The organism is Rubrivivax sp. JA1026 (assembly GCF_011065555.1).
GTDB classification, from domain to species: Bacteria; Pseudomonadota; Gammaproteobacteria; order Burkholderiales; family Burkholderiaceae_C; genus Rubrivivax; species Rubrivivax benzoatilyticus.
This window is the reverse complement of record NZ_JAALCQ010000006.1, coordinates 19,200-33,997: the sequence shown is the minus strand read 5'-3', so window position 1 is coordinate 33,997 and position 14,798 is coordinate 19,200. Positions and strand designations below refer to the sequence as shown.

20 protein-coding genes and 2 pseudogenes are annotated in these 14,798 nt (G+C 65.8%); 18 read left to right on the top strand and 4 right to left on the bottom strand.

The window, feature by feature from the left end; genetic code table 11:
• The first annotated feature begins 273 nt into the window (after positions 1–273).
• The 8 genes from G5B56_RS11460 (at position 274) to G5B56_RS11425 (ending at position 5,393) form a co-directional block, all read left to right on the top strand.
• Positions 274–774: a DUF4240 domain-containing protein gene (locus G5B56_RS11460; protein ID WP_164963289.1), complete on the top strand. Its 501-nt coding sequence runs from the start codon at positions 274–276 to the stop codon at positions 772–774.
• A gap of 109 nt (positions 775–883) precedes the next feature.
• Complete coding sequence (locus G5B56_RS20135; protein WP_164963288.1) at positions 884–1,249, top strand: zinc ribbon domain-containing protein; 366 nt, start codon at positions 884–886, stop codon at positions 1,247–1,249.
• 171 nt (positions 1,250–1,420) lie between these two features.
• Positions 1,421–1,885 carry a GNAT family N-acetyltransferase gene (locus tag G5B56_RS11450; RefSeq protein WP_164963287.1) on the top strand — a complete coding sequence of 155 codons (465 nt, stop codon included), beginning with the start codon at positions 1,421–1,423 and terminating at the stop codon, positions 1,883–1,885.
• A 229-nt stretch (positions 1,886–2,114) separates the two neighbouring features.
• The gene (locus tag G5B56_RS11445; RefSeq protein WP_164963286.1) at positions 2,115–2,480 is read left to right on the top strand and encodes a hypothetical protein; all 366 of its coding nucleotides are present in this window, start codon (positions 2,115–2,117) and stop codon (positions 2,478–2,480) included.
• Between the two features lie 33 nt (positions 2,481–2,513).
• The gene (locus G5B56_RS11440; RefSeq protein WP_164963285.1) at positions 2,514–2,879 is read left to right on the top strand and encodes a zinc ribbon domain-containing protein; all 366 of its coding nucleotides are present in this window, start codon (positions 2,514–2,516) and stop codon (positions 2,877–2,879) included.
• Positions 2,880–3,048: 169 nt separating this feature from the next.
• Positions 3,049–3,483, top strand: a complete 435-nt coding sequence (locus G5B56_RS11435) for a hypothetical protein (RefSeq protein WP_009857219.1) — start codon at positions 3,049–3,051, stop codon at positions 3,481–3,483.
• Positions 3,484–4,171: 688 nt separating this feature from the next.
• On the top strand, positions 4,172–4,573 hold the full coding sequence (locus G5B56_RS11430; protein ID WP_164963284.1) for a hypothetical protein: 402 nt from the start codon (positions 4,172–4,174) through the stop codon (positions 4,571–4,573).
• 289 nt (positions 4,574–4,862) lie between these two features.
• Complete coding sequence (locus G5B56_RS11425) at positions 4,863–5,393, top strand: hypothetical protein (protein WP_164963283.1); 531 nt, start codon at positions 4,863–4,865, stop codon at positions 5,391–5,393.
• A gap of 517 nt (positions 5,394–5,910) precedes the next feature.
• Here the strand turns inward: G5B56_RS11425 and G5B56_RS11415 are convergent.
• A pseudogene (locus G5B56_RS11415) lies at positions 5,911–6,653 on the bottom strand (IS110 family transposase).
• 150 nt (positions 6,654–6,803) lie between these two features.
• Here G5B56_RS11415 and G5B56_RS11410 point away from each other — a divergent pair.
• The 10 genes and pseudogenes from G5B56_RS11410 (at position 6,804) to G5B56_RS11365 (ending at position 12,693) form a co-directional block, all read left to right on the top strand.
• Positions 6,804–7,211: a hypothetical protein gene (locus G5B56_RS11410; RefSeq protein WP_164963281.1), complete on the top strand. Its 408-nt coding sequence runs from the start codon at positions 6,804–6,806 to the stop codon at positions 7,209–7,211.
• A gap of 52 nt (positions 7,212–7,263) precedes the next feature.
• Positions 7,264–7,722: a hypothetical protein gene (locus G5B56_RS11405; protein ID WP_164963280.1), complete on the top strand. Its 459-nt coding sequence runs from the start codon at positions 7,264–7,266 to the stop codon at positions 7,720–7,722.
• 125 nt (positions 7,723–7,847) lie between these two features.
• A pseudogene (locus G5B56_RS11400) lies at positions 7,848–7,982 on the top strand (transposase); the annotation flags it as partial.
• Positions 7,983–8,262: 280 nt separating this feature from the next.
• Positions 8,263–8,853, top strand: coding sequence for a lysophospholipid acyltransferase family protein (locus tag G5B56_RS11395; RefSeq protein ID WP_164963279.1), 591 nt, complete (start codon positions 8,263–8,265; stop codon positions 8,851–8,853).
• Between the two features lie 112 nt (positions 8,854–8,965).
• Positions 8,966–9,433 (top strand): hypothetical protein, encoded by a 468-nt coding sequence (locus G5B56_RS11390; RefSeq protein WP_164963278.1) that lies wholly within the window; start codon positions 8,966–8,968, stop codon positions 9,431–9,433.
• Positions 9,434–9,546: 113 nt separating this feature from the next.
• A complete protein-coding gene (locus G5B56_RS11385) occupies positions 9,547–9,756 on the top strand; it encodes a hypothetical protein (protein ID WP_164963277.1) in 210 nt (69 codons plus the stop codon).
• Positions 9,757–9,879: 123 nt separating this feature from the next.
• Positions 9,880–10,140: a hypothetical protein gene (locus G5B56_RS11380; RefSeq protein ID WP_164963276.1), complete on the top strand. Its 261-nt coding sequence runs from the start codon at positions 9,880–9,882 to the stop codon at positions 10,138–10,140.
• An 88-nt stretch (positions 10,141–10,228) separates the two neighbouring features.
• Positions 10,229–11,008 carry a cyclopropane-fatty-acyl-phospholipid synthase family protein gene (locus tag G5B56_RS11375; RefSeq protein WP_164963275.1) on the top strand — a complete coding sequence of 260 codons (780 nt, stop codon included), beginning with the start codon at positions 10,229–10,231 and terminating at the stop codon, positions 11,006–11,008.
• A 42-nt stretch (positions 11,009–11,050) separates the two neighbouring features.
• Complete coding sequence (locus G5B56_RS11370) at positions 11,051–12,046, top strand: hypothetical protein (protein WP_164963274.1); 996 nt, start codon at positions 11,051–11,053, stop codon at positions 12,044–12,046.
• Positions 12,047–12,213: 167 nt separating this feature from the next.
• On the top strand, positions 12,214–12,693 hold the full coding sequence (locus tag G5B56_RS11365; RefSeq protein WP_050801754.1) for a DUF1648 domain-containing protein: 480 nt from the start codon (positions 12,214–12,216) through the stop codon (positions 12,691–12,693).
• Positions 12,694–12,715: 22 nt separating this feature from the next.
• On the opposite strand, the gene G5B56_RS11360 is transcribed toward G5B56_RS11365, so the two are convergent.
• The 3 genes from G5B56_RS11360 to gstA form a co-directional block, all read right to left on the bottom strand.
• Entirely contained in the window at positions 12,716–13,423 is a 708-nt protein-coding gene (locus G5B56_RS11360) for an EAL domain-containing protein (RefSeq protein ID WP_164963407.1), read from the bottom strand.
• Positions 13,424–13,440: 17 nt separating this feature from the next.
• Positions 13,441–13,896 (bottom strand): BLUF domain-containing protein, encoded by a 456-nt coding sequence (locus G5B56_RS11355; protein WP_037291058.1) that lies wholly within the window; start codon positions 13,894–13,896, stop codon positions 13,441–13,443.
• Positions 13,897–14,168: 272 nt separating this feature from the next.
• Positions 14,169–14,783, bottom strand: a complete 615-nt coding sequence (gene gstA, locus G5B56_RS11350; RefSeq protein WP_164963273.1) for a glutathione transferase GstA — start codon at positions 14,781–14,783, stop codon at positions 14,169–14,171.
• Between the last annotated feature and the right edge of the window lie 15 nt (positions 14,784–14,798).

Genomic DNA, 14,798 nt, shown 5'->3' with positions numbered 1-14,798 from the left:
GTCAGCGAACGAAAACACGCGCATGCGGGCGCTGTGCGCGATGACGCCTAACCCCTCGCTCAAGCGCGGACTGTCCGCGGCGGGCCGTCTTGGCCGCGCGGCGCCTGTGGTCTATGCTGCGCCGCGCCGCCAAGCCGTCCCACCACGGCCAGCCGCTTAGCTCGAACGTTAGGCGTCATGAATCCAGCACGCCGCTCTCACCTTCTGCTCGTCGCTTCCGCGACCATCTTCTGGGCCACTTCATCACTCGCGTCTGCGTCTCCAAGGAGAATCATGGAAGAGATAGCTTTCTGGAGTCTGGTCGAACGCGCCAAGGCCAGAGCCGGTTCGGATATCAATAGCCGACCTGCAGTTCTTCAAGAGCTCCTTCAGGAACTGAGTCTGCCGGACATACAAGCCTTTCAGCGTAGGTACGAGAGCTACCTTCTCCTTGCAAACAGCTGGGAACTTTGGGGAGCAGCCTATCTCATGAATGGCGGCAGTTCAGACGACGGTTTCAAGTACTTTAGAGACTGGCTGATCTCCGAAGGACAGGCAACTTTCACAGAAGCTCTGACAGCGCCAGACTCATTGGCGCAGATTCCCCAGCGCGGAGACTACTTCGAGCTTGAGGCTTTTGGCTATGCCGCGTTGAAGGCATTTGCAAGCAAGGGCGGAGGCGAACTTGATCGCGAATTCAATGTCGAGTTGGCCGCACCGACTGGCAAAAACTGGGAGGAGGCTGAACTGCCAGCAATGTTTCCAAGGTTGGCCAGCCGCTTCCTGCGAAGGTAGCGCGATGACGCCTAACCCCTCCATCGAGCTGACGTGCCCCGGCAAGCCGGGCCACGCGACTCATGTCAAACGTTAGGCATCACATTCAACTCTCCTGGTTTCGACGCATATGACCGCTTCCACGGCTTGGCGGGTTCCATCTCCGGCGGAGATCCCCGGTCTCAGCTATGACGCGTTGGTGGAGCACCTCAGGCTCTCCAAGGTCAATGTTGGGCACTACCAAAGCGTTGCGTCCGCCTTGCAAGAAGAGCTAGCCAAGCGCTCGCCTACCAACGCATATCGGTGCATCAAGTGCGGCCACACCGAGTACCAAGTTGGCGCAATCAGAACTGCGCGTTCGGGTTGGAGCTCCTTCTTCGGTGTTGAGACGGCGCAGTACCACGCGATCATCTGCGCACACTGCAAGTACACAGAGTTCTATCAGGGTAAGGTTCCGCCTGGTCAGCAGGCGCTGGACTTCTTGTTTGGCAGCTAGTGACGAACCCAAGAATCTGCTTGGCACACGCGGTGATGCCTAACCCCTCGCTCAAGCTGACCCGCTACGGCAGGCACTGTAAGCCCGGCCTGAAGTACTCCGTACATTGTCTCAGTCCGGGCTTACAGTACCTGCCTCCGCGGGCAGCTTAGCTCGAACGTTAGGCCGCACATGAATCTCCGCCGCGGGACGCCAGAAGACATCCCGGCGCTCAATGCCATCGCGCTTGAAGCCAAGGCGTACTGGGGCTACTCCGTGGAGCAACTGCAGGCCTGGCGCGAAGACCTGTCCGTCCCTGCGGAGTCGCTGCTCGCCCGCCCTGTGTGCGTAGCCGAAGAGGAGGGCCAGCCCATTGGCTTCGCGCAGGTTGCCACCGACACCCAGCCGTGGGAGCTTTGGGCAATGTGGGTCCGTCCAAGGCACATGGGCAGTGGCGTGGGCAAAGCGCTGCTTGCTTGGGCCCGGGGTTTCGCTGCGGCCGGAGGTCAGGAAGAGCTGGCCATCGACTCAGATCCCAACGCCAGCGGGTTCTACGAACACCTCGGAGCGCGAGTGGTCGGCACCGTCGCGGCGCCCATTCCGGGCAATCTCAAGCGGGCTCGCCCACAGCTGCGGTTGCGCACAAGTGCGGCCTAACCCTTCGCTCAACGCGACCGCCCACGGCTGGCCGGGCGTGCCCCGCCTGGGCCATCTCGGTTATCGTCCCAGCCGTGTCCCGCCCGGCCAGCCGCGGGCGGCGCGTTAGCTCAAACGTTAGCCGGCAATGGTGAAATTCGTACGACTCAACGAGGGTTGGAATGCTGAGCCAAATTCTCCCGAGCCGTCGGTTTTGGTATCTGGGCCTGACGTATCTGTCACCTTCTATGTGAACACCTTCCAGTTCCCTGAGTTCAGCGAAGGAACCAAGGCAACGCTGCGCTTCAAGAACTGCCAGCGTTTTCGCGACGGGCCAACTAACGATGAGGGTTGGTACATGGGTCACTGCCGATTCAGTCGCTTGGCTCCGGCCTGGGGTGAGTTCTATGCAGTGTCAGGTGACTCAGCTTTGCTCTCCGCCCCGTCGGATTGGGTCGTCAACGCCGATGCTCCGAATACCGGTCTGGCCACGCACTATCTCTTCTATTTCAAGGACGAAACGTTCGAGTGCCTGGCCGATGACTGGACCCTGGAGTTGCCGGCTAACCTTTCGCTGCAGCGGACGGCTTCGCCGCCCGCTGAGCTTTCACGTTAGGCATCACATTCAACTCTCCTGGTTTCGACGCAAATGAACGCTTCCACGGCTTGGCGGGTTCCGTCTCCGGCGGAGATCCCCGGTCTCAGCTATGACGCATTGGTAGAGCACCTCAGGCTCTCCAAGGTCAATGTTGGGCACTACCAAAGCGTTGTGTCCGCATTGCAAGAAGAGCTCGCCAAGCGCTCGCCTACCAACGCATATCGGTGCACCAAGTGCGGCCATACCGAGTACCAAGTCGGCGCAATCAGAACCGCGCGTTCCGGTTGGAGCTCCTTCTTTGGTGTTGAGACCGCGCAATACCACGCGATCATCTGCGCACACTGCAAGTACACAGAGTTCTATCAGGGCAAGGTTCCGCCTGGTCAGCAGGCGCTGGACTTCTTGTTTGGCAGTTAGTAACGAACCCAAGAATCTGCTTGGCACACGCGGTGATGCCTAACCCCTCGCTCAAGCTGACCCGCTACGGCAGGCACTGTAAGCCCGGCCTGAGCCACTCGTACTATCGTCTCAGGCCGGGCTTACAGTACCTGCCTCCGCGGGCAGCTTAGCTCGAACGTTAGGCCTCATGAACAACGAATTCCTCCGCCGCTTCGTCCTTTGGCTCATCTCTGGCTTCGGCCTCACACTCGGCGTGCTGCTGGCCATGTTGGTGTCGGAGTTCGTCAAGCCATCGCTTCGCCCAGGTCCAGACTACGTCGCGAAGAACGAAGGTGAACTCAAGGTAACGCGAGTCGAACCTTTGGGCATCACAACTGTCGCCGGGGCACTGGTCACAATCTCTAACGTGGGGACGCGTGGCTCGCTTCGGCCCTCCGACGTCGAGCTCGTCTTCAAGCACGACGGAAAAGTGCTCTTCTGGTGTGCTCAGTATGTTTCGCGAGAGGTCGCTCAAGGAGCGCAGATCGTTGAGCAAATGCTTTGCGACAAAGTCGAACGTACTCTGCTTCCACAGGGGACGGAGTACGTGGTCAACATCAACAGATTCGAACACTGGAAGTGAGTCCACATGCTGGCATGTTCCCACATGAGGCCTAACCCCTCGCTCGAGCTGACTCCCTCCGGCGTAGCACTTGGCCCGCTTCCCGGAGTGGCTCATCATCCGTTCAGCGGGCCAAGGGCTACACCTGCGCTCGCAGCTCAGCTCAAACGTTGGGCGTCATTGGAGATGCGGTGCCAAGCAAAGCGATGAACGAGTCAACGCGCCGCGAGTGGCGGTCACTCGGGTTCTACTACGAGCGCGATGACGATCGGAAGCAGTGGCGCGTCGTTGGCACACGCGATGGGCTATGTGGCTTCGCTCGTCATATTCGTGAGTACACAAACGATCCCAAGAGTTCCCAGATCTCCGAGCACATCCACCTGGGGCCTTACTGGTACCTAAAGGTTGGCACTTGGTCACGCCCACAAATAACAGATCACTGGATCGCCGGCCCCGTTCAGTCCTTAGCGGCGCTTGCCTTAAGAATCGAAGAGTTGGCGACTGAAGCCGAAGAAGACGAGCACTTGCAGTTCAGGGCGTGGTTCGCGCCGGATTCTCCGTACGAACTCACGCTAGAAGTGCGGGCCAAAGGGTTCGATCCTGCGGGCGCTGATCCCGAGTGCAAGTAGATGACGACCAACCATTCCATCGAAGGGATGTCCAACCGGCTTCGCCGGTCGGTCACCCCTCATGTCAAACGTTGGGCGTCATGAGGCAGAGCGCGCTGCTTGAATTCGTTTCCTCTGCGTTTGCCACTGAGGCAGGTGAAGATGACCACACAAATCCAGGCGTCTTCGGAAAGGCCTTGGCCGAGTGGTTGGCGGAGCAGCTTCGCGCAAGAGGTCTGGGCATTGGTGAGGTCATCGCCGAAGACTTCGGGTGGTGCATCCCAGTCGAATCAACGCCGCATCGTCTTTACGTCGCCTGCGCGAGCGGCGAGGAAGGGCCGCACCACTGGAGAGTGTTCGCGTTCGCAGAAGGCGGCCTCGTAGCCCGATTGTTCGGCAAAGACCAAAGCACTCGGTCCGTCGCGTTGCTCTTTGCCGCGCTCAAAGAGGTCTTGCAGAGAACGCCGCACGTACGGGGCCTGCGCGAGGAGGAGGCACCATGACGCCCAACCATTCCATCGAGCGGACACCCAACCGGCTGCGCCGGTCGGTCACCGCTCATGTCAAAAGTTAGGTCTCAAAAGCATGCGTGCGCCAGTCAAAGCTGCTTTTGCCGCAGTAGTCGCCCTTGCGGCGGTGCTAACCGCTCCGACTTGGCTGCCCATTGCGGGCTACGGAACACTGTTTGTAATGACGCAGGCGGCGGGCGGGCCTTGTAGCGGCTCCGCAGTCCTCCACTACATACAGAGAAATGGCTGCGCGACGGGCGATTCACCAATAGTGGCTTCCGTCGTGGACAAGCCAGTTGGAGATCCGGCCGAGTGTCCTCTCCTGCAGGCAGTCCTGCACTCGAACTTCGAAGCATTCTCGGAGTTGCTAGCCAAGGGCGCACAGCCGCCTAAGTGTGAGGGTTACCCTGACAAGTTCTTCGACTACCTAAGCGGCCATTGCGGGGAAAGGCCCGAGCTTGCCGAGAGATTCCTCGTCTCTTTTGATGATCAGCGCATCGCGCATTCGAGCGCAGATCAGCTGCTACTGACGCAGGCGGACGCCAACTGTGTGCCGGGTATCCGACTTGCCGTCGCGCGCGGTGCCAGTGCTAACGTGCAGGCGCCCGACGGTCGCGCTCCTCTTCACTACACGACGCGCTACGCTGACGAAGCCTCGATTCGGGCGACCGCCGCTTTGGTTGCGCTTGGCGCTGATCCAGGTCTTCCGACCTCAAAACTGGAAGCCCCCTATGACGTTGCGAAGCGCAATCTGGAGCAGGCCGGCAACTGGCCTAAGTTGCAGTCAGCACTTTCGCGCGAAGCAATCAAGTGAGACCTATCCATTCAATCGAGCCGACGGCTTCGGGCGCGCTGCGCAAGCCTGCAGCCGCGGATCATCTCCTACAAGGGCATCCCCACCTGTCAAGCAAAACGAATCCTTGATGAATCGATCATCGATTCATCAAGGCACTTCGATGGTGTGCTGCCATTGCATCGCCTGAGGGCAAAAGAACCAAGGTGCGGACTGCACAACTACAACCGGCCTTTGATGCAGCGTTCGATGCTGCGGGCCCTGATGAAAGACGCGCGCGGGGGCCGAGTGCGGACGCAGCGCGGCCGGTGGCCGGCCTGCGCCACACGAGGGGCCGGGCCACTGGCCCGGCGCGGCCTGCAAGGCCCATTCGTTCGCCGCGGTCGCCATCACTGGCGCCGCCTGGAGTTAAACGAGCACTCCCCGCGCAGGTCCAACCTTGATCCATCAACGCAGGCGTCACGCGGTGGCAGAAACGGATTCGAGGTCGCCTTTCTCCGATGAGGTTGGCGGTTGGCTTGGGCGGCGTGGCTCGTGTTCAGGCCATGGGCTTGAACGCTTCGCCCTTGGCGAGCATCGCCCAGGCCATGCGCGCGTTCTTGGCGGCGATGGCGACCACGGCCTTCCAGTAGCCGCGGCGCTCGGGCAGCGCGGTGGCCCAGCGGCTCAGCCGGTCGTGCTTGTTGGCTGCGGCGGCCAGCACGGCGCGCGCTCCAATGATGAACAGCGTGCGCAGGTAGGCGTCGCCGGCCTTGGTGATGCGCCTGAGCTGGCCGGGCGCCAGGCCCATCCAGGCGGCGAGTTGGCGGCCTTGAGCGGCAGCACGATGCCGAACTCGCTGAGGACGCCGCGCAGGCGGTTGATGACCGCTGTGCGCGCGCTCACCCAGCCTTGGCGTGCCGTGTGCACCGCCAGGCGCGACTGCGCCTGCGTCGACTTGACCGTTACGAAGCGCATCGCCGGGCGCTGCAGCGCTTCGCAGATTGCAGCCGCGTCGGTCGCGTCGTTCTTGCCGCGGCGCCCGCTCATGCGGTACGGCACGACGAACCTGGGCGCCATCAGCCGCACCGTGTGGCCGAAGTCCTGGAAGCGGCGCGCCCAGTGGTGCGCACCCCAGCAGGCTTCCATCCCGATGGTGCACGGCGGCAGCTTGGCGACCGCTTCGAGCAACTGGTCGCGGCGCACGGCCGGACGCACCAGCGCAGGTTTGCCGCGCTCGTCGACACCGTGCAGGGCAAACACGTTCTTGGCCAGATCGATGCCGAGAAACAGATTGGTCATGGACATCTGCTTGCGTCAGCCGGGTGGAGGATGAGATTTCGCAACCCCATCGTCGTACCGGGCGGCCGTCCTTGCCTAAGGGATAATCTCGGGCGGGTGGGACGCTATGGGGATGTCCCTTTCATTCGGTAGATTTCTTAGGAGCCACGCTTGCCTGACATAGCGCAAGTCTTCTGCCTCGGTGCACAAGACATCGCACTACTCGAAACCTGCCCAGTCATCGCTGGGCTTGCAAGCTTGGTGCGCGCCTGGGTTACCGAGATCAACCTGCGACAGCCGCCACCAATCGAACAAATCCACTCTGACGAAATTGAACCAAATTCCAAGCAAACAAAAGAAAGCGTGCGCAAACGCGGCTATTGGGTTGGCGGCATGCTGCTGGCTGGCGTTGCCGTCGGCTTCGGTGTGGCATTCATGTTTCTCGGCGCAGTGCAGCCCCAGAGCAGCGCCATTGGCAGAGTATGGCTCCTGGCCCTCTTGCTAGGTTTCTCAACTCCAACAGTTCTCGAAAAGGTTGAGCTGAGGCTGCTTCGCAGTTTTGACGGCCCGAAAAAATAGTGTTCTCTCATAACATCTTGCAGTTCTTAATCACCTCCAAGAAAGGCTTCAAATGAAACTCTCGGCTACTCTCTGTATGTTGCTGCTTCCAGTGACCGTTCTTGCTGCATCAGATCTGCCTCTGCGAATGGCGCGTGACAAAGGATTTGCTGGCTGTGACGCTGCAATTACCAAGGCTTTTGAACACGCGGGTGGCGATGTCCGCGTTAGCATTAGTCAATTTCCCGAAACGAAAGCTGATTCGATCAAATTGACTGCCACTGCTGGATCGCCGGGTGACAGCATCTACATTGAAGCCGAGTTCAGGAGGGTTGGGTCAAAGTGCTATTGGACACAAACTGCCATTCTCTCTTCGGAGAAGAGTTGCATGGCATACAAGGAGGACCTGTCTGCCTTTAAATTTGTGGCCCAAAATTCGGACTTTACTTGGACTGAAAACAAAGGCGGTGTCAATATGATACTTAAAGGTGTTGGCTCAGGTTGCATGGCGATCTTTCAGTTAGATAACTAGCAGTAGGAAAAGAAATCTAACGCTGCGCTCCAAGGGGGCGTCCTGATTAGCAACGTGCCTCAGTATTCTCACGCGGTAAGCCAGTGAACTTCTACGCTGGCAGCACCGCTCACGAGGAGACGCTGATGGCGATAAACCGAATCCAGTTCCAGCCCGGCCTGCCGATGCCGGAGTTCCAGCGCTGCTTCGGCACCGAGGAGCAATGCGCCGCCGCGGTGGCGGCTGCGCGCTGGCCCAACGGCTTTGCCTGCCCGCGCTGTGAACTGCTCCGGCTTCCGAGGAGGCTCCTTCGCTTGCGCCTGGGGTCGGCATGAGGAAGTCAGCCCTTCACCGGCCCACCGGAAAGACAGTTCTGGGGCGGCACCCTCGCGACACTGCAGGATCCGTCGGGCAATGAACTTCAAATCGTTCAGCACCCCGCCGGGGCCTGAACCTCGACGTGTTTCGCCGCGGCAAGCCGGTTCAAGCCCCCGTCTCCCACGCGATGCAACAGATCCATGCCCGGGCGCCGCGCGTGCTGGACAATGCCGGCCTCAGCCCATGCACCACACCCTCTTCGACACCCCGGGTGTCAACCATCTGCTCCGCGGCCTCTCCCGTCTGATCCTGCGTCTGCAGGGCTGGACGGTCGAGGGCGCTCTTCCCAAGGAAGCGAGCAAGTGCGTCCTCATCGCGGCGCCGCACACCAGCAACTGGGATCTGCCGTACACGCTCATGGTGGCGTTCTGCCTGCGCCTGCGCATCTACTGGCTGGGCAAGGCGAGCCTGTTTCGCTGGCCCTTCGGGCCGGTGATGCGCTGGCTGGGCGGCGTGCCGGTCGACCGCAGCAAGAGCAACAACCTCGTCGCCTCGGCCGCGGCGTCGATCGTCGCGGCGCAGGGCCCTCTGCAACTCGTCGTGCCACCCGAAGGCACACGAGGCAAGACCCGTCACTGGAAGACCGGCTTCTACTTCATCGCGCTCGAAGCGAAGGTCCCGATCGTCCTGGCCTACATGGATTACGCGCGCAAGGTCAGCGGCTTGGGGCCGGTGTTCGAGCCGACGGGCGACGTCGAGAAGGACATGCAGGAGATCAAGCGTTTCTACGCCGGGGTCCGGGGCCGCAATCAGGACCAGTTCGCGCCGGACTGACGCCATGGCCGCCAACAGGCCCGCAGGCCTCCCCGATTTCGGCTTGTTTCGCGGTGATGCGCCTCGGGCTGCCACCTCGTCAGGTTCCCGGGTTCACACGCCAGCTCACGCGATGCGTCTGTCGCTGTCTCTTGCCGCCGCCGCGCTTCTGGCCTCCTGCGCTTGGGGGCCGGTGCTGGAGCCTTACGCGGTCGGCGCCGCCGAGCGCATGCCCGTCGCCGAGGCTGCCACCGTGTGGGGCGTCCGCCAGGGCGCCAGGCTGCACTTCACCCACGTCGACGGCACCTCGCTGCCGTCCCGTGGCGGCGGCGGGTACCCGGTCTCGCTGGTGCTGGCGCCGGGCCAGCACACGCTTCGCGCCTACTTCGTCACGCCGGACCACCGGTCCACCGAGCAGTCGCTCACGGCCGTCGTGGAGGCGGGGCACACCTATGTGGTCGAGTACCTCCTCATACCCGGAACCCCTGCAGTTCTCCTGAAGTTCGTCGACCAGGGCAAGAACCAGCAGTGCAGCTACAGACGCACGGACGAACTGCGTGGCACCGCCGTGTTGCACTGCACGGCCCGCGCGGCCTCCTGAGCCCAGCCTGCATGGAGGTCCGGCCGGGTCATCACGCCATCGCTCCGACGAGGCGTCTTCCGGCCGGGGCCGGTTTCCGTCGGATCTCGGTGTAGCCGCCTCTCGAGCAGGCGATGACCTCCTCCGTGGCGCTCAAGCTGATGCTGGCACTGGCGATCGTGCCGGCCGTCTGCCTGCTGATGGAGCTGGTGAAAAGACGCTGGCCTGACGCCGGTCCGGCGCGCCGATGGCTCGAACGGCAGGGCTGCCTGCGGATCGCGACCTGCGCGGTCCTGGTGGTCCTGGTGGTGGGGGGCCTCGGCTTGACGGTCGCCTATTCGTGAACTGTCCGGCTGCGGTCAACCCGGCCGGCCTCGGCCAGGACGTAGCATCACCGACGATCGGGCGGCCCCGCGTCGGGCCGGATGTGCAACGGCGCCGCCGCGGCGCTCTCCAGGAGACAGACCTTGAGACGACGTGCCCCCTTGTCGCGAGATCAGCGCATCGTCTGGTACGTGGCCTCGCTGATGTTCGGCCTGTGCGTGGCCTGGGTCGCGGCCCAGTCGGGCGCTTTCGCCGATGGGGCGCCGACGCTGGTCCCGGCGGCGATCTTCGCGGTGTCGTGGCTGGCGGGGGTGCTGGTCATTCGGGTCTACGTCATGTCGCTCGGCGAACCCCCGACGCTGCGCGATCTCGTGCGTCTGCCCGCCCGGCTGCGCCGCAGGTAGGCAGCCGGTGCGCGGCTCCGTCCGCAGCCACCGGCCCGCGCCGCCGTCAGCCCGACGTCCGCCTCGCTTTGTCCACCCGCCCCGCACCATGCCCGCCACCGAGCTCGACATCCCGCGCATCTTCAACGTCATGGAGAGCGCGCACCGCATCCACAACCCGTTCACGCCCGACAAGTTCGCCACCCTCGGCGTCGCGCTGCGCCTGGCGCCCGGCATGCGGGTGCTCGACCTCGGCTGCGGCTCGGGCGAGATGCTGTGCACCTGGGCGCGCGACCACGGCATCGGCGGCATCGGCGTCGACATGAGCCGGCTGTTCAGTGCCCAGGCCGTGCACCGCGCCGCGGAGCTGGGGGTCGCCGAGCGCGTGCGCTTCGTGCATGCCGACGCCGCCGGCTACGTCGCCGACGAGCCGGTCGACGTCGCCGCCTGTGTCGGCGCGACCTGGATCGCCGGCGGTGTTGCCGGCACCGTCGAGCTGCTGCTGCGCAGCCTGCGCCCGGGCGGCATCGTGCTCGTCGGCGAGCCGTACTGGCGACGGCTGCCGCCGACCGAGGACGTGGCCCGGGGCTGCCTGGCGCACGCGATCTCCGACTACCTGCCGCTGCCCGAGCTGCTGGCGTCCTTCGGCCGGCAGGGCTGCGACGTCGTCGAGATGGTGCTCGCCGACCAGGACGGCTGGGACCGCTACGAAGCCGCCAAGTGGCTCACGATGCGCCGCTGGCTCGAGGCCAACCCCGGCGACGAACTGGCGCCCGAGGTGCGCGCCCGGCTGTCCACCGAGCCGGTGCGCCACGCCACCTACACCCGCGAGTACATGGGCTGGGGCGTGTTCGCGCTGATGCCGCGGCAGGGTGCGGTGCCGGCCTGAGCCGGGACGCCGGTCGACTATCCTGCTGCCGTCCGTCTGCCGATGCCCGCCTTGTTCCCGAGATCCCTTGCCGCGCTCGCGCTGTCCTCGTTCGTCGCCGGCTGCGCCGGCGCGGCCGGGCTGCAGCCCTTCGAGTTTTCGCCCGAGGCCGAGCCGGCGGCGTCTGCCGCCGCCCGGCCCGTGTGCGCCCTGGCCGGGCTGCAGCTGCCGGAGAACGTCGCCGTCTTCGCGGCCGGGGCCTACAGCGGCCGCAAGCTGGCGTTCCAGATCGACCAGAGCGGCCACGAGGGCACGCAGATCGACGTCGCGGTCAACAGCCCCGCGCGGCCGGTGGTGCTGATGCTGGGGGCCTACGAGCCGACGATCTGGAACATCGGCTGGTCGCCCGGCACGCGCATCCTCGCGGTGCTCGTCAGCGGCTATCACCGCCAGGCGGTCGCCGGGCTGCAGGCGCAGGTGCCGCAGCTCAACAGCTCCTACGACAACCGCGGCCCCTGCGGCTACTTCTACATCGGCTCCGACAACCTGGCGGCGCTGAACCCGATGGCGCGGCGCGTGTTCGGCCGGCCGGTCGACATGGTGTTCCCGGCGGAGAACGGGCGTGTGGTGGTCGGCGACGCGCTGCGTGCCGGCACGCGCCTGCTCACCTCGCCGGAGGTGGCGCCGGCCTCGTTCCGCGACCCCGGCGCGCCGCTGGCCGGCCCGGCGGGCCTGGAGGACGCGGTTCGCCGCGGCGTGCTGCGCCGGGCCACCGCCGCGGACGCCGACGCCTGGGCCGACGCGGTGATGCGCAGCAGCCCGCCGCGCGACCTTCCGCCGGTGGCCGGCCAGGGCGTGCCGCGGCCGCCGCGGCCGTCGCTGCACAACGCCTACGTCGTGCTCAAGCCGTTCACGCTGCCCGCCGGGCTGTTCGGCGCCCACGCCGCCACCTTGCTGGTGCCTGTCGGCGTGCCGCGCCCGGAGGGCAACGCCGGCCACTCGACGATCTACGACTTCAACACGCTCCAGTGCCGGGGCACGGCCTGCAGCGGGCGCTGAACGGCCGCGACGTCACCTCGACTCCGGATGCGCCGGCGGCGCCGTATGACCGCCGCGTGACCCCCGCGTGATAGAACGCCTGCACCCGCCCGGCGTGCCCGCCTCTGTCGCCAGTGCCCGCCGACTCCGCGCCATCGCGCTGTCCCCGCCTTGCCGTCGACGCCGCCATGCCCGGACTCCTCGTTCTCGCCGGTTCCGCCCTCGGGGTGGCCTTCGTGCTGGCGCTCGGCGCCGGGCTGCCGGACGTGGTGGCCTCGCACTTCGACGCCTCGGGCCGGCCCGACGGCCACCTGCCGCGGCCGGTATTCGTCACGCTGATGGCCACGCTGGTCGGCGGCGTGCCGCTGCTGACCTGGTGGATGCAGCTGCGCGGCCTGGGGGCGGCCCGGGTGGCGCTGCCGAGTCCCGACGTCATGCCGGCGCAGGCCGCGCGCGCCGCGACGCGGCGCTGGCTGCAGCAGCACGCCGCGGTGTTCAGCCTCGTGACGACGGCCTTCCTGGCCGGCCTGTACGGCCTGGTCGTCCAGGCCAACCACGACCCCGAGCGCACGCTGGCGGGCAGCGCGCTGTGGTCGGCGCTGGCCGCCTACATGGTCTTTCTCGGGCTGTGGACGCTGCGCCTGCACCGGCGCTTCAGCCGCCGCTGAGCGGCAGCGCCGGCCGCGCGGCTCAGCCTTCGGGCAGCGTCGGCAGCGGCAGCGTCTCGAAACCCGGCCGCGCGAACAGATAACCCTGGAACAGGCGCACGCCGCGGGCGCGCAGCCAGCGGTAGTCGGCGGCCGACTCGACGCCTTCGGCGACGACGTCGATGCCCAGCAGCTCGCAGGTCAGCAGCAGGCCGCGCAGGATCGCCTGGCGCGGGCCGTGGGCGTCGACGCCGTGGATCAGGTGGCGGTCGACCTTGATCATGTCGGGCTGGAAGTCGGCCAGCAGGTTGAGCCCCGACTGGCCGGCGCCGAAGTCGTCGATGGCCAGCAGCAGGCCGTCGCTCTTGTGGCGGTTGACCAGCGCGGCGAACGCGGCGCGGTCGGCGATGGCGTCGCTCTCGGTGATCTCGAAGACCAGGCGCTCGGGCGGCAGGCCGGCGTCGCGTGCGGCGCGCAGCGTGGCGTCGATCGCGTCGCCGTCGGCCAGCAGGCCGTGCGGCAGCAGGTTGAGGTTCAGCAGGCAGGGCAGGCCGAGCTGCGCGGCCAGTGCCAGCGCATGGGCGCGGCTGAGGCGGTCGAACGCGGCGAGCTGCGCTTCGGGCACCCGTCCCAGCACCTCGGCCGCCGGCTCGCCGCCCGGGCCGCGCACCAGCGCCTCGTACGACACGACGCGGCGCTCGACCGCGTCGATGATGGGCTGGAACGCGTAGCTGAACGGTGGCGTCGCCATCGCCTCGGGCACGGCGCTCAGGCGGCCAGCGGGGCGAAGTCCGACAGGCGCTGGCGCCAGCGCCCGGCGCCGAACGCCTCCAGCAGCTTGCGCGCGCGGCCGACGTCCAGCCGCGCGAGGCAGCCGCCGTGGCCGAAGAAGTCGTTGAAGCCGGGCAGTGCCGACAGGTCGTCGCAGACGCCGGGGAAGCCCATCGACCAGTCGGCGAACCGGCGGCGCGCGATCGGCTCCTCGATGATGCGTGTGACCTGCTCGTGGCGCGGGTCGGCGGCGATGCGCGCGAACAGCGCGCTCACCGCCTCGGCCGGGCCCTCGATGACCTGGAAGAAGCTGCCGTCGGCGTAGAGCAGCATGCCGGTGATGCCGGCCTGCTCGTTGTGGGCGCGAGAGTTCTCGAGCAGGCCGCGCAAGGCCGCGCCGTCGAAAGGTTGGCAGGCGGCGCTGGCGTAGATGCAGTGCGTCAAATGGGTCATCGGCTCGTCTCCGGTCGGCGCGGAGGGCCGCGCCTGCGGCGCCCGGACGCTGGCGGCCCCGTTGCGGGCCGCCGCGGCCGACAGCTCGACGCCGTCCCCGCTCGCCACTCGATGCGAACAGGTTGCGGCCATTGTTCCCGCGGTCTTGCCTTCTGTCATGCGGTGGAGCACCGGATTTCGGGTCCACTTCGTTTGCCTTGACATTGCACAAGCCGGGGCGTGGGCCGGCGCCGCCGGGCCGGATGCGCGCCGCGACGAGGCCGGTCGCGGCTTCAGCCGCCCTTGATCAGGCCTTCGGCGCGCATCGCCTGCTGCACCGCCGGGCGCGCGCCGACACGCTCGATGAAGCGCGCCAGATGGGTGAAGCGCGACAGGTCGACGCCGACCAGGCGCGCCCAGCCGCTGACGACGAAGAGGTAGGCGTCGGCGACGCTGAAGTCCTCGCCGAGCAGGTGGGGCTTGTCCGCCAGCGCCGCGTCGACGTGGGCGAAACGGTCGCCGAGCTTGTTGCGGAACAGCGCCTTGGCTTCTTCGGGCATGCCCGGCGTGAACAGCGGCGAGAAGCCCTTGTGCAGCTCGGTCGAGATGAAGTTCAGCCACTCGACGAGGCGGTAGCGCGCCATCGTGCCGGCCGGCGGCGCGAGCTTCTTCTCGGGCACCTGGTCGGCGATCCACTGCACGATGGCCGGGCCTTCGCTGAGGCGCTCGCCGCTGTCGAGCTCGAGCAGCGGCACGTAGCCCTTGGGGTTGATCGTGTAGAAGTCGGTGCCGTCGGCCAGGCGGTGGGTCTTGGTGCTGGCCATCACCGCCTGGAAGGGCAGGCCGGACTCGAGCAGCACGATGTGCGGCGACAGCGAACACGCGCCGGGGCTGTAATAGAGCTTCATGGGGTCTCCGTCTGA

Bases quoted from the DNA above. Each gene is read 5' to 3' on its own strand.
- G5B56_RS11375 (WP_164963275.1), top strand. From the start codon at position 10,229: ATGCCCGCCACCGAGCTCGACATCCCGCGCATCTTCAACGTCATGGAG.
- G5B56_RS11365 (WP_050801754.1), top strand. From the start codon at position 12,214: ATGCCCGGACTCCTCGTTCTCGCCGGTTCCGCCCTCGGGGTGGCCTTC.
- G5B56_RS11385 (WP_164963277.1), top strand. From the start codon at position 9,547: ATGACCTCCTCCGTGGCGCTCAAGCTGATGCTGGCACTGGCGATCGTG.
- G5B56_RS11440 (WP_164963285.1), top strand. From the start codon at position 2,514: ATGAACGCTTCCACGGCTTGGCGGGTTCCGTCTCCGGCGGAGATCCCC.
- G5B56_RS11355 (WP_037291058.1), bottom strand. From the start codon at position 13,896: ATGACCCATTTGACGCACTGCATCTACGCCAGCGCCGCCTGCCAACCT.
- G5B56_RS11460 (WP_164963289.1), top strand. From the start codon at position 274: ATGGAAGAGATAGCTTTCTGGAGTCTGGTCGAACGCGCCAAGGCCAGA.
- G5B56_RS11390 (WP_164963278.1), top strand. From the start codon at position 8,966: ATGCGTCTGTCGCTGTCTCTTGCCGCCGCCGCGCTTCTGGCCTCCTGC.
- G5B56_RS11370 (WP_164963274.1), top strand. From the start codon at position 11,051: ATGCCCGCCTTGTTCCCGAGATCCCTTGCCGCGCTCGCGCTGTCCTCG.
- gstA (WP_164963273.1), bottom strand. From the start codon at position 14,783: ATGAAGCTCTATTACAGCCCCGGCGCGTGTTCGCTGTCGCCGCACATC.
- G5B56_RS11405 (WP_164963280.1), top strand. From the start codon at position 7,264: ATGAAACTCTCGGCTACTCTCTGTATGTTGCTGCTTCCAGTGACCGTT.
- G5B56_RS11395 (WP_164963279.1), top strand. From the start codon at position 8,263: ATGCACCACACCCTCTTCGACACCCCGGGTGTCAACCATCTGCTCCGC.
- G5B56_RS11450 (WP_164963287.1), top strand. From the start codon at position 1,421: ATGAATCTCCGCCGCGGGACGCCAGAAGACATCCCGGCGCTCAATGCC.
- G5B56_RS11360 (WP_164963407.1), bottom strand. From the start codon at position 13,423: ATGGCGACGCCACCGTTCAGCTACGCGTTCCAGCCCATCATCGACGCG.
- G5B56_RS11430 (WP_164963284.1), top strand. From the start codon at position 4,172: ATGAGGCAGAGCGCGCTGCTTGAATTCGTTTCCTCTGCGTTTGCCACT.
- G5B56_RS11435 (WP_009857219.1), top strand. From the start codon at position 3,049: ATGAACAACGAATTCCTCCGCCGCTTCGTCCTTTGGCTCATCTCTGGC.
- G5B56_RS20135 (WP_164963288.1), top strand. From the start codon at position 884: ATGACCGCTTCCACGGCTTGGCGGGTTCCATCTCCGGCGGAGATCCCC.